We start from the raw sequence: 12,376 nt of genomic DNA on the forward strand, positions 1-12,376 counted from the left end.
CCTTCGCCCCCCTTTCAAAGGGGGGCGAAGGGGGGATAGGGGGCTAAGGGGGGATGTGGTGAAGGCTTTTTGAAATCCTGCTTAAAGGATGCTGTATGACAGTTGGGCGATGTGAACGCTCCGACGATTCACTGCTAAGCAGTAGAATCGCGGCTTCCTTGTCTGGCACTCTCCCCTACGGAGCAGCTACAGTTGTCCAAGATAGGCGGCGCTCTCGCCTACGGTCAGGAACTTTGGCCTTGACCGCACTCCGAGTCGTTTCCGCTCGTGAGTTTAAGTGATTATCGACAATGCCATACCAACTTTTGACCAGCTCCCTACTTTTAACAATCGGGCGATACCGGACTTACAGGTTCAGCTGTACCTTACCGAGCAGGTCTTGTATCTACCCGGTACTCCAGAGTTCTTATTCTGGCGGGTAATAGTGCCGTACTCAGCTAATTCAATAATAGTACACTGTTGCCCGCCGCATCCTACGATTCTACCGTCAGGTGAATCGTAGGATGCGCGACGGTTCTGCTCAAAATCCGATTCCCAACCTGTTCGAGATAGCGCGATTTTCGATCGCATTTCTGAAGACACCTTGAATTTTGACAACGTAACAAAATCGTCACTTTTGTTTGTCACATTGAACCCAGTGACAACTGCACTGTACTGCACCGTAATTGACGAGGGCGCACCCGTTGCGCCCCTTCTCCGTTTGGGAGAATTTGGGATACCTTGAGAGAACGCTCTTGTTATCCGAAATGAAAATTCTCTTAGTCGAAGACGACGATCGCATCGCTTGTGCTTTGGCCGAAGCCCTCAGCGATCGCCATTACGTGGTCGAAACCGCCGCCGACGGGCGATCGGGTCTCGATTTAGCAGAAGCCTTCGACTACGATCTCATCCTCCTCGATTTAATGCTGCCGGAACTCGACGGAATTACCCTCTGTCGAAAGTTGCGCGATCGCGGCGATCGCACTCCCATTCTCATGCTCACCGCCCGCGACAGCAGCAGCGACAAAGTTATCGGCTTAGATGCGGGGGCAGACGATTACGTCGTCAAACCCTTCGACTTACCGGAACTGCTGGCTCGGATTCGCGCCTTGTTGCGTCGGGGCAGCACTGCCCTCGCACCCCTGTTAACCTGGGAAAAGTTACAACTCGATCCCAGCACCCTACAAGTCCGGTACGGCGAAGTTCCCCTCAACCTAACCCCCAAAGAATACGGGTTAGTCGAACTGTTCCTACGCAATCAAAGGCGCGTTTTAACGCGAGAACTCATTCTCGAACGGCTGTGGTCCTTTGAAGGGGACATTCCCGGCGAAGACACGATTAAAGTTCACATGAGACGCCTGCGTCAAAAACTCCGAGTTGCAGGCGCTCCCAACGATCTCATCGAAACCCTGTACGGCCTTGGCTACCGACTCAACCCCAACCTCGAACCCCCAGTTTAACTCTCAGTTCGATCCTCGGTTTCAATCGATCGGGACGCGCTTGTTGCTGTCCTATTTGGTCGTGATGACTGCCATTTTAGGCATATCCGGCGTTTCGATCTATCACCTGTTAGCGCGGCGACTGCACCAACAACTCGACAATCACTTACAACGACTCGCACAAACCTCAGCCCGAACCCTCGGAGTCGTCCGCCACGAATACGAAGAACATCGAGACAAACGTTACGGATACGACAGCAACGATCCCGACTTGCCCGAAAACTTGTCGGAGTTGATGGCAAAGTACCGCCAAGAAGGTATCTTCGACGTGCCGTCCGACTATCCCTTGCCCGACGCGCAAGGGGTCGAGTGGTTTGACGATCGCCGCCAGTTGATGATTCGCGAAGGGAATTTATTTCCCGATTGGGATATTTCTGCCAACGTTCCCGAATATGGATTGACAAAACACAAAAGTTATGTTAAGTCGTACGCCATTCCCGTCTACGGAGATCTCAACGGGAAACGTCCGTTAATCGGCTACGTGCGAGCCAGCGAATCGACGGCAATTCTCGAAGCGGAGTTGCGACGGTTGCGTTGGGGCTTGGGAATTGGCGGTCTCGTGGCGCTAGGACTGACGGCCATCGGGGGAACCTGGCTGACGCGGCAGTCTCTCAAACCCGTCGAACGCAGTTTCGATCGCCTCAAACAGTTTACGGCCGATGCCTCCCACGAACTGCGATCGCCTCTCACCGCCATTAAAACCTCCGTGGCAGTGATGCAAAGCCACCCAGAACGCATTCACCCCAACGACATTAAAAAAGTGGCCGCGATCGCCAGCGCCGCCGATCAGATGTCGGAACTGGTCGAAGACTTATTGCTGCTGGCGCGGATAGACGATACGTCGATGCCCGAATCGATGGAACTGTTTCCCGTTCCCATCGACGAAATCGTCGAAGATGCCCTCGATCGCGCGGCGATCGCGGCGTCCCAAAAAGAGATCGTACTGCACTATCCCGACGCCAGTATCGAGAACGTCGAAGTCTGCGGCAACGCCGGACACCTGCGGCGACTGTTCGGCAACCTCATCGATAACGCCGTTCAGTACACTCCCGAGGGGGGAACCGTGACTGTATCGATACAGCGTCAAACTGCCTCAGTCGTCGTGAGCGTGGTCGATACCGGTATCGGCATCGCTTCGGAAGACTTGCCTCGAATTTTCGATCGCTTTTGGCGGGCGGACAAAGCGCGATCGCGCCGTCAAGGAGGAACGGGACTCGGACTCTCGATCGCCTGTACCATCGCCCATCGCTACGGGGGGGAAATTACCGTCTCCAGTCAACTCGGCGTGGGAACCCAGTTTCGCATCAAGTTCCCCCTAGCCAGCTCCTATCGCGAGTCCGTTCGCCGCTTTACGACCCCGTAACTTTTCAGTCGTACCGTAAACTGTGACTGATGCCCCCGCGAAACACTCGTTTTCGCACGACCAGCCCTTCGCATCAGTCTTTTTTATGGGAAAGCGATCGCCCCGGCCGCGAACCGCGAAAAACCGACACGGCCAACTCGTCCCGTAGGGTTGTCTGTCAGTTTTCGTGACGGCGATCGCGGAAACGAGATATCGTTGAGACAAGATTTAGAGCGTTGACGAGCGGTCGAGAGACGATGAGAACACAGATATCGAAATTCAGTGCCGTTCTGAGCGTTTGTGCGGTGTTAGCTGTTGCAAATCCAGGGCGGACGCAGGAATCCGCCGACCCAACGGTTATCGAACGCTGGAACACCGTTGAAGGAAACTGGGAAAACCAGTACGAAACCTATTTCAGCAGTAACTTAACCGATCGCGCCGTTTCGGCCGAAGACATGGCCGCCGCCCTCGATCGCCTTTCGACCGAAACCGGGCAAAACTCGGCCGTACTGTACGTCATCCCCCAGGACAGCGAACTCGAACTGATTTTAGTGACCGCGAACGCCCCTCCTCAACGGCGGGTGTTGCCAGATGTCGATCGCGAGACTCTCGTGTCCACCGTTCGCCAATTTGAAGAGGAAATCGTCAACCCGCGCCGACGACGCAGCGACGACTATCTCGACTTCGCCCGACAACTCCATAGTTGGATCGTCGAACCCGTGCGATCGCACCTCGAACGACAGCAAATCGAAACCCTGATTTTCTGCTTGGGCGGCGGACTGCGGGCGATGCCTTTAGCCGCTCTCCACGACGGCGAAAAATTCCTCGTCGAACGGTATAGCCTCGGCCGCATTCCCGGTTTCAACCTCACCAAAGCCCAACCGACCGATTTACGCAACGAGCGGGTTTTGGCCATGGGGGCTTCGCAGTTCGACGACTCGCCTCCTCTTCCCGCAGTTCCCATCGAACTGGCGTCGATCGTGCCGCGACTGTGGCCTGGTGCGGCGTTTCTCAACCAGGACTTTACCCTCGACAACCTGCAACAGCAGCGACAAAACGGCGACTACGCGATCGTTCACCTGGCAACTCACGCCGCCTTCGTTCCCGGCGAACCGAGTCAGTCGTACATTCAATTTTGGCAAGACCGACTGTCGCTCGATCGAATGCCTCAAATTCAATGGCAAACGCCCGCCGTAGAACTGCTGGTTCTCAGCGCCTGTCAGACGGCACGGGGCGATGCTGAGGCGGAAATGGGATTTGCTGGAATTGCCGTGCGATCGGGGATTCCGTCTGTTATCGCGACCTTGTGGCCGGTCAGCGATCGCGGAACCCTCGCCCTCATGTCAGAATTTTACGCCCAGTTGAAAACCGCTCCGACGAAAACCGAAGCGCTGCGACAAGCGCAACTGGCGGCGATTCGCGGACAGTTGCGCGTCGAACCTCCCGAAGTAAGCGGACTTCATCCCCCAGGAACCTTGATATTTTCCGAACTGCCCGAGGAGGGAACCCTTGATTTATCGCATCCTTACTACTGGTCGGCGTTCACCAACATCGGTAACGCTTGGTAGCGTTTCAGTCACCCGTCACCCGTCACCCGTGAAGTGGTAGGGTGCGTGACGCGGCCGGAAAATGTGGCTGAAATCCAGTCAATGTTGGCCTACCGCGTCACGCACCTTTGGAGCGTGAACAGTGAGCAGTGAACAGTGTTTCAGTCACCCGTCACCCGTCACCCGTCACCCGTCGCCCGTCGCCAGTGAAGACAGTTTTCAGTCCGTAGGGTGTGTGACGCGGCCGGAAAATGTGGCTGAAATCCAGTCAATGTTGGCCTACCGCGTCACGCACCTTTGGAGCGTGAACAGTGAACAGTTAACAGTTTCTTCCTTGTCCCCTTGTCCCCGTTACTCTTCACTCTTCACTCTTCCCTCTTCCCTCTTCACTGTAAAAGTCCCCCTCCTTCAACCCAAGACAGAATCGCTACAATAGCGAAAACGGAACGTTTCGGTTGACATTCTGAGACGATCGATTCAGTATAAGTGGTTAAATAACCATCAACGAATTTGTGGGGGAGTATCCGTCTATGTGGATTGCGATCGCCGTTGGTCTCGTTGCATTTATCTTTTCGAGTTTTGTCGAGTATTGGGTGCATCGCTTCATGCACAAGTGGGCGAAATTCGGAGAGCGACACCGCGACCACCATCGCCGTAACGAAGGACAAGGCGTAATTTGGGAATTTCGCGATTACGTCAAAGGCAGCTTTATCGCCATGCTCGCGCCGTTCCTGATTTCCGTAGAAGTCGGGACGGGTTGGTTCGTCGGTGCGCTGGTTTACGCCGCGTTTTCAGCCTACGCCCACCAACTCCAACACGAAAATCCAAAAAAATGCTTTTGGATGTCCATGCCCGTTCACTACGCTCACCACAAATATCAGATGTGGGAGCATAATTTTGGATTAGCTGTCGATTGGTGGGATTACGTTTTCGGGACGTATAAAAAAGTAGACTGCTTCGCAGAAGAGGAACACAACCAGCCTCAAGGGAGTTACTTACAGCTTCGTTGGTGGTAACGTTTCTCGAGTGTGACAGATTCTCGATCGTCTCCTACTTTAGATCTCCGAATTTAGAAATTTACGATCGATCTGGCGATGAAGGGTCAAATCGATGCTATCTTGTCAGGAAACTGGACGGTTTGCTGTCAAGGAGTATTCACCGATGAGCCTGTTTCAAGACGCGAAGGAACACTTCATCGCCTCTCACCAACATCCAATCAACCAAGCATTACATCACACCACGAATATTTTGGCGATTACGGCTATCGTGATGTTATTTTCCAATTGGAAAATCAGCGTGTTTTGCTTGGTTCTCAGCCAAATTTTCGCTTGGGGCGGACACGCAGTGTTTGAAAAAAACAAACCTGCCTTTTTTAAATATCCTGGCATTACGATTTTAGCGTCGTTTGCATGGTCGTTTGAAAACTGGTTCGGACTGCGTCAAATTTTAGCAAAATCTTAGTCTCGAAATCTCAGCTAACTTCGACGCTAAATCCAAATTCAACTCTAAAAAAATCAGCGATCGCCATACCGTTTAAGTTAGATTTCAGACTCAAACACCTCTTTCGATCGCCCGTTCGATCGCAAATTTGCGATCGAAACCTTCTCGTTTGAAGGAAACACAACCTCAAATTGAGAATTCGACAAATCCAACTTGTTCTCGCGTGAAAAATTCGTTATCTTCAGAGGCAGCTTTCTTTGAAAAGTCCTCAATTTGGCAAAGACAGCGATTTTTTCGGATTCATTTTAAATCTTTCATCCCATACCAAGGAATCATTCATGTACGACGGATTGTTAGTCATTGACGCCGACGCGCACAAAGTCGAAAACCCGCTCATCTTGCGCGATTACGTCGAGCCGGAATACCGCGATCGCATCGGTATGATTGTCGATAGCCTCGGCGACCAACGGGCAAAAGTAGTAGACACCAACCCGGAAACCGGAAAACCCGATTTCGTTCGCATTTTCCCCAAACCCCAAGGTTTCGGGAAAGGGGGCTTCCGCAACCTGCACCCCGACACCACCCTCGGTGCGATGTTCAACTCTCGCCGCATCGAAGACATGGACAAAGAAGGGATCGACATTCACGTCATCTACGGAACCTTCAACCTGACCTTCTCCAGTATCTTCGACAAAGACCTGGCCGTCGCGCTGTGTAAAGCTTATAACAATTACATGGCCGACGATTGCCGTCCTTGGAGCGATCGCCTCAAACCCATCGGCGTCGTTCCCCTACAAGACGTCGAAGAAGCGGTCAAAGAAATGCACCGCTGCGTCAACGAACTGGGAATGGTCGGCGTCGCCACCTCCCCCAATATGCCGATTCCCCACCCGGCGGCTCCGAACGCATTCCCCGAAATCCGCTCCTGCAAACATATCAGCCACCCGGATTTCTACCCCATCCTGCAAGCCGCCGTTGACTTAAACATCGCCCTCGGCTTGCACGGCGGTCCCGGTTCCGACATGATTGGAGGCATCGCCGACCACATGGAAACCTTCGTTCTCAACCACATTTTCGTCCAGCGCAACCAGCAGCAAATGGCCATGGCGCGAATGGTGTTCGACGGTGCGTTTGAGAAGTTCCCCACTCTGCGCGTCGGCTTCGTCGAAGGTGGCTGCGGTTGGGTTCCCGACTTGGCGCACTCCTTCCACGAACATTGGGAAAAACGCATTCGCGACTTCGACCCCAAAAACCCCTACCGTCCGTCGCTCAAGGACGTCACTCAACTGATGGTGCAGGAACGGGGCAACAACAGCGTCAACATTATCAGCCAGGTGAAGAACCTCTTCGATATGTTGTGGACGCGGGATAAAGATCCCAAGAAAATCGAAGACGAAAGCCTGTACGAACATTACAACTTGCGTCACCGCGATCCGATGGAATATTTCGAGCGCGGTCAGGTTTACGTGACCTTTGAATCCGACGATCCCGGCCCGGCCTATTTGGTGCAAGGACTCGGCGAACTCGGCAAACGTATCGCTTGCTTCTCCGGTGATTACGGACATTGGGACGGCGTGTTGCACGATTGCGTAAAAGACGCTGCCACTGTGACGGACTACGATCGCGACCATTTGGCGCGGTTGTTGGCTGGAAACGCTCTCGATTTGTACGGCGATCGCCTGCGGAACTCGATTCCCAACTTCACAGAAGCGACCGTTTCGGTATAAACGTCACGGACTGCTCGCGACCGAGCCAGACCCTTTAATTTGAATTCTCGAAACAGAACCCCAGTGCGATCGTACTGGGGTTCTATCGTTCTTATGTGCGTTTTTAAGACTGCTGTTACTGTATTTTCATTCAACTGAAGTCACCGTGAATTCAGTGCAAGTTACGATGCGGTAGTTCACCCCAATAGTGCATCTCGAATCGTGAATCTCGACATTCGCGATCGCCATCAACTGTCACCCACTTCTCAAACTTGTTGGCGATCGTCAACCCGGAACAGAGATTCTCCCAAGATCGAGCTAGGAACGTCTTCGCGCAAGCGACGACGGCCACTTCCCCGATGCGGTGCGAGATCGTCTTTCTGTTCAGTTTGTGCCGAGAGGAAGGCACGGCTGACCGTCTCTTCAGACAGACGGCTTTGAGGTTGGGCAGAATTCCAAACAAAACCGAGTAGAAGCGCAGAAAGTAAAAGAGAAATACGCATATTTGGAGAATCTGTTTCAGGTGTTCTGTTCCCTGTTACAGGTCTCCGAATATGGCGTCAGGACGATCTGAAGCGACCGGTTAGAATTTTTATGGACATCGCCCCGTCAGCGATCGGCAATCGATTCGACGAGCAACCAATTCCCGGCAACGTTGAACCGTCCCCATCCCGAAATCGGTCGTCGGTCGGGATAGGTTTGCAACGCACGATCGATCGTCGGGTGTAACGTCACCACCCGCCAAGAGCCGTCTGGTGTTATCAGTTCGTAATCTTGGGTTCCGTGACAGCGAAACTCTCCCGAAAAAGCGTGTCCGTCCTTGGGAATCGGTGCCGATGCCGGAGTGTTGGGCGATCGCCCGTTGAGGGGGTACGTATCCGGGCGATCGAGATAGTATTCTTGCCAATGTCGCCAATCCGGGCGATCGGGAAGACTATCGAACAGCGGAACCACCGACGCCGCCGCCGCTGCATCGTCCAACAACGCCTCTTGCAACGCTCGTACCGGCAGTTCCCTCGGCTGGCAGTCCCGTTCGATGCAGAGGGCTGCTGCCATTCCCGCCGCCTGTCCGATACCCATGACAACCGGCTGTAAGCGCGTGCAACCGTTGGCAATATGAGATACGGAAATATTCTTCTCGCAGGCTAACAGTCCGTCGATCTCTGCCGGAATCAAACAGCGATAGGGGAGCGAAAACGGCGTTCCCGTCACCCGTCCGCCCCAACGCAGGGTTTTCGAGACCACGGGAAACGTCCGATCGGTATAGTGATGGTCGTTGGCATAGTTACCCACCGCCACAGATTCCACGGCATCGTCCCACAGGGGTAGGGGGGCCACCGTTCCCCCCGGCATGGGCAATACGTCCTGTTCCCGTACCGTTACGGCTCCCACTAGGCGGCGACTTTCTCGGAAATAGGGATGGAGTGCCAGTCCCGATTCTTCGTGGGGGAAAATGCCTCCCGCGCAGCCATACCGCCGTCCGAGTTGCCGTTGTAGGAACCGCGCGAAACTTTGCGATCGCCATTTCGCCTCTTGCAAACACGCCGCTCTCGCCTCGGTGGACTCTACCAAGCGATTTAACCCCTCGCCGTAATCGTTGCCGCGATGGGGCCAGTTGAGCATAAAGCGTTTTCCGGGCAACCGTCCGTACCGGAGAAATTTCTTGACGCCGTAATCCGTCCACGCACCGACGAAGCGATCGGGGGTATCGAGGGGGGGCGCGTGAATTTCGGGGGCGGTATTGCCTTTTCCGAAATCTTGTAAAATCGCGACCCAAGTTATCGCTTGGACGGGATATCGTTGAAACTGTTCGTCGAGGGTTTCTGGAGCGCTCGGTTCGTCGAATTCCGCTCGGGTTTCCCATCCCCAACGATACGGGATTTCGCCAAGTTCGAGGAGATCGCCGAGTTCGGTGCCGTCGAGGACGATTTTGGCTTCGACGCTGAAATCTTCAAACCGCACGCCAAAAACGCGATCGCCCTCTCGTCGGACTTCTTGGGGAACGCGTCCGGAAATCCAATGCAAGTTCGGTAGTTTCTTTACCCAATCTTGAAAAATACGTTCGCCGATGCGAGGGTCGAAGGTAAAGAAACTCACCCAGGCGTTATCGAGTCCGCCCGGTTGCCGCTGGCGAAGTTCCCGTAAAAACGCTCCCCACAGTCCGGTTTGAAAGGCGTGCAGTTCGTTGCCGTCCGGGGCGCAGACGCCTGCTGCGGTCAGCATTCCGCCTATCCAAGAGCGATCGCTAACCAGGAGCGTGTTCGCACCGCGTCGGGCGGCCTGAATGGCGGCGGCCGTTCCGCCCGTACCTCCGCCGACCACGAGAACGTCTACGTTGTAGTAGTCTAAGGGTGACATAGTAAGAAAGAGTGAGACTTTAAATACCGAAGTATTTTGTATTGATTGTAAAAGTATAATCGTAAATGTAAAGTTACAAAAGGATGCGCGATCGACTATTTTTTGTTAACCTTTTTTTGATTTTTTTTAAATAATCAATGATACAGAATCCGTTTTTGAAACCTAGCTTGTCAAAAACAGATTCCGTATAAAAACAAGCTTTAAAAATATACAAAAAAAGCCCAGTATGTTGGAAATACTGGGCTGAAAAATGTGGTGATTTTCGTGCTTAATTCTCGAGGATTTGCGCTTTGTCCTTCGCTTCAGCATAAAAACTAGCAACGATCGCCACGGATAGCCACCAGAGAATATTAATTTGCGGGCGATACCACACCGTATCGAACAGACCGTGTGCCATAAATCCCGCCATCGTCGCCAGAGACGCCATCAGCCAGAACCCCGATCGCTCTCGAGTTTGGCGCAATCGCTGGAGTTCGACAATGCCACGATTGACGGTGACGAGTAACAGCCACAGAAAACAGAACAAACCGATAAATCCCGTTTCGACGGTAATTTCTAACAGTACCGAGTAGGCACTCAACGCCGTATATTTCGGGCGCATAAACAGCGGATAAACCTTGTTGAAGGCATCGTTACCGGGGCCGATTCCGATGAGGGGGCGATCGCGAATCATATCGACCACCGCCGCCCACACGTTGAGACGAAAATTATTGCTGCTGTCTTCCCGTCCGGCGAAAATACTCGCCGCGCGATCGCGCAGGGTAGGAACCGACACCACCGCCAAACCCACCACCAACACCGACGCCCCTAACACCGTGGGAATCGCCCATTTTCGCCATTGTTGCGGGAGGCGATCGCTCCACCAATTCACCAACAACAGCGCAAAAACGAACAGTGCGGCCACAAAGCCAATCCACCCGCCGCGACTGAGGGTCAACACCAACGCCGTCGAATTCACTGCCAGCATTGTGACCGCCAAAGCTTTCGCCGTCCAGCGTTGCCATACAAACACCGCTGCCAGACTGAAGGCGACAGCGGGAATGAGATATCCTGCCAGCAGGTTGGGATTACCCAAATAGCTGTAAATGCGGGTAGCCTCTGCTGTCGTCGAGGAAGTATCCGTCCAGGTGGCCAGAGGATCGACGCCGATGCGGTACTGATACAAACCGTAAACGCTGACGGCGAGGGCGACGTGGAGGTAAACGCCGACGACCCAATTGCGAAGCGATCGCGATCGCAAGATGCGGGCGCACAGGGCAAATAGCAGCAGGTATAGCGTCAGTTTCACCCATCCCCCAAACGCCGCTTGACGCACGGGAGATAGCGTCGTGGCCACGGTGGCGACGCCCCAGTACAAAGCGACGAGGAGGTGAATGGGGGTAATGCCGATTTGGGCGTCGTCGGAGAGCAGCAGTAACAGCAGAAACGCCGCACAAGCGACCAACAACACGCCGATGAGCGTCGTCGAAACGAACGGGGCCAAAGCGAACAAAACGCTCAGCAAAATCGCCCCGATGGGTTCGGCCTGCTGCATCAACCAACTGCTCGATCGCCAGTGTTGCAGCGAACCGAACAGGAGACGATAGGTATAACTCGCCCCCTGCCATGCTCGAGGCGACCAATCCGATAACGTGACCTGATTCCAAATCGAAGCCATATGTCTTGACGGTCATAGAGTTTGCGAAAAGTCGCGGCCGCGAGCGATCCTCAAAAACTGAAAAAACCAGGCCGAGAGCGACCTGGTATCGTTATCGAGGCAACCTCGATGCCAACAAACGAACTAGGAGTTCGTGGTTTGGGTAGCGAGCATTTGTTTGAGTTTCGCCAGTTCGTCCGCCCAACGGGGATCGGGTTGTGCCGAACCCGAATCGGAGCTAGGGCTACTGCTGCGAGAGCGATTGCTGCGACGGCTAGATTTTCCGCCGCCACCGCTAGAAGACGAGGCCGCAGGCGCTTCGGAACCTTCCTTACCTTTCTTACGAGGCAAGGCTTTCTCGATTTTGATCTGGCTGTCTTTGAACTCGTTGCCGTTGTAGGCTTCGATGATGCGATCGGCTTGTTCGTCGTTTTTAACCGTGACGAAACCGAAACCGCGACATTTGCCCGTTTTCCGGTCGGTGATGACTTTAACGGACAGCATTTCGCCCGCATCTTTGAAAAAGTCTTGCAGTTCTTGACGCTCGACTTCTTTGGGCAAGTTACCAACGTAAAGACGGATAGACATGAATGTAAACCTCCAGAGTTAGAGAGATATTTAACAACTTTAAAAAACGCGATCGCTCGTTTGGAAACCGTTCGGGTCGTGGGGTTTTACCCGTGTCAAACCTCGATCTTCCTCAACGCAGCAGACCGTGCGTCTCGACGAGTCGCGCCACTTCCAAGACCGACTCGAACGAACGAAACCCGCGCGATCGCAATCTGTTTTCTGTAAAGAAACCTGTCTGGCAAGGATTTTGTAGCGTAAAACTTCAGTCATGCGTGAGGCCCAAAGGCTGCATCGGTACA

The 12,376-nt window shown here is 53.7% G+C and carries 11 protein-coding genes; 6 read left to right on the forward strand and 5 right to left on the reverse strand.

Going from position 1 to position 12,376, the window contains the following annotated elements; all coding sequences use genetic code 11:
* Window positions 1-746: 746 nt before the first annotated feature.
* The 6 genes from GEI7105_RS0123505 to GEI7105_RS0123530 all read left to right on the forward strand — a co-directional run bounded on the left by GEI7105_RS0123505 (window position 747) and on the right by GEI7105_RS0123530 (window position 7,534).
* Window positions 747-1,439: a response regulator transcription factor gene (locus GEI7105_RS0123505; RefSeq protein WP_017662853.1), complete on the forward strand. Its 693-nt coding sequence runs from the start codon at window positions 747-749 to the stop codon at window positions 1,437-1,439.
* Entirely contained in the window at window positions 1,399-2,841 is a 1,443-nt protein-coding gene (locus GEI7105_RS32165; RefSeq protein WP_017662854.1) for a sensor histidine kinase, read from the forward strand. Before GEI7105_RS0123505 ends, GEI7105_RS32165 begins: the two co-directional genes overlap by 41 nt.
* Before the next feature lie 236 nt (window positions 2,842-3,077).
* Window positions 3,078-4,388, forward strand: coding sequence for a CHAT domain-containing protein (locus GEI7105_RS0123515; protein ID WP_144054016.1), 1,311 nt, complete (start codon window positions 3,078-3,080; stop codon window positions 4,386-4,388).
* Between the two features lie 509 nt (window positions 4,389-4,897).
* A complete protein-coding gene (locus GEI7105_RS0123520; RefSeq protein WP_017662856.1) occupies window positions 4,898-5,383 on the forward strand; it encodes a sterol desaturase family protein in 486 nt (161 codons plus the stop codon).
* Window positions 5,384-5,528: 145 nt separating this feature from the next.
* Complete coding sequence (locus tag GEI7105_RS0123525; RefSeq protein ID WP_026097913.1) at window positions 5,529-5,828, forward strand: DUF962 domain-containing protein; 300 nt, start codon at window positions 5,529-5,531, stop codon at window positions 5,826-5,828.
* Window positions 5,829-6,145: 317 nt separating this feature from the next.
* Entirely contained in the window at window positions 6,146-7,534 is a 1,389-nt protein-coding gene (locus GEI7105_RS0123530; RefSeq protein ID WP_017662858.1) for an amidohydrolase family protein, read from the forward strand.
* Between the two features lie 245 nt (window positions 7,535-7,779).
* Here GEI7105_RS0123530 and patX read toward each other — a convergent pair whose 3' ends face one another.
* The 5 genes from patX to GEI7105_RS32170 form a co-directional block, all read right to left on the reverse strand.
* On the reverse strand, window positions 7,780-8,016 hold the full coding sequence (gene patX / locus GEI7105_RS0123535) for a heterocyst-inhibiting protein PatX (RefSeq protein ID WP_017662859.1): 237 nt from the start codon (window positions 8,014-8,016) through the stop codon (window positions 7,780-7,782).
* A 106-nt stretch (window positions 8,017-8,122) separates the two neighbouring features.
* Window positions 8,123-9,871: an FAD-dependent oxidoreductase gene (locus GEI7105_RS0123540; RefSeq protein ID WP_017662860.1), complete on the reverse strand. Its 1,749-nt coding sequence runs from the start codon at window positions 9,869-9,871 to the stop codon at window positions 8,123-8,125.
* Window positions 9,872-10,139: 268 nt separating this feature from the next.
* A complete protein-coding gene (locus GEI7105_RS0123545; protein ID WP_017662861.1) occupies window positions 10,140-11,528 on the reverse strand; it encodes an IctB family putative bicarbonate transporter in 1,389 nt (462 codons plus the stop codon).
* Between the two features lie 123 nt (window positions 11,529-11,651).
* On the reverse strand, window positions 11,652-12,095 hold the full coding sequence (locus tag GEI7105_RS0123550) for an RNA recognition motif domain-containing protein (protein WP_017662862.1): 444 nt from the start codon (window positions 12,093-12,095) through the stop codon (window positions 11,652-11,654).
* Window positions 12,096-12,134: 39 nt separating this feature from the next.
* Window positions 12,135-12,347, reverse strand: coding sequence for a hypothetical protein (locus GEI7105_RS32170; protein ID WP_144054017.1), 213 nt, complete (start codon window positions 12,345-12,347; stop codon window positions 12,135-12,137).
* Window positions 12,348-12,376: the final 29 nt, after the last annotated feature.

Source organism: Baaleninema simplex PCC 7105, assembly GCF_000332355.1.
Taxonomy (GTDB): domain Bacteria; phylum Cyanobacteriota; class Cyanobacteriia; order Cyanobacteriales; family Geitlerinemataceae; genus Baaleninema; species Baaleninema simplex.

What these genes read in the sequence shown, in the direction of transcription:
- GEI7105_RS0123530 (WP_017662858.1), top strand. Translation starts at nt 6,146, where the DNA reads ATGTACGACGGATTGTTAGTCATTGACGCCGACGCGCACAAAGTCGAA.
- GEI7105_RS0123550 (WP_017662862.1), bottom strand. Translation starts at nt 12,095, where the DNA reads ATGTCTATCCGTCTTTACGTTGGTAACTTGCCCAAAGAAGTCGAGCGT.
- GEI7105_RS0123505 (WP_017662853.1), top strand. Translation starts at nt 747, where the DNA reads ATGAAAATTCTCTTAGTCGAAGACGACGATCGCATCGCTTGTGCTTTG.
- GEI7105_RS0123540 (WP_017662860.1), bottom strand. Translation starts at nt 9,871, where the DNA reads ATGTCACCCTTAGACTACTACAACGTAGACGTTCTCGTGGTCGGCGGA.
- GEI7105_RS32170 (WP_144054017.1), bottom strand. Translation starts at nt 12,347, where the DNA reads ATGACTGAAGTTTTACGCTACAAAATCCTTGCCAGACAGGTTTCTTTA.
- GEI7105_RS0123515 (WP_144054016.1), top strand. Translation starts at nt 3,078, where the DNA reads ATGAGAACACAGATATCGAAATTCAGTGCCGTTCTGAGCGTTTGTGCG.
- patX (WP_017662859.1), bottom strand. Translation starts at nt 8,016, where the DNA reads ATGCGTATTTCTCTTTTACTTTCTGCGCTTCTACTCGGTTTTGTTTGG.
- GEI7105_RS0123525 (WP_026097913.1), top strand. Translation starts at nt 5,529, where the DNA reads ATGAGCCTGTTTCAAGACGCGAAGGAACACTTCATCGCCTCTCACCAA.
- GEI7105_RS0123545 (WP_017662861.1), bottom strand. Translation starts at nt 11,528, where the DNA reads ATGGCTTCGATTTGGAATCAGGTCACGTTATCGGATTGGTCGCCTCGA.
- GEI7105_RS0123520 (WP_017662856.1), top strand. Translation starts at nt 4,898, where the DNA reads ATGTGGATTGCGATCGCCGTTGGTCTCGTTGCATTTATCTTTTCGAGT.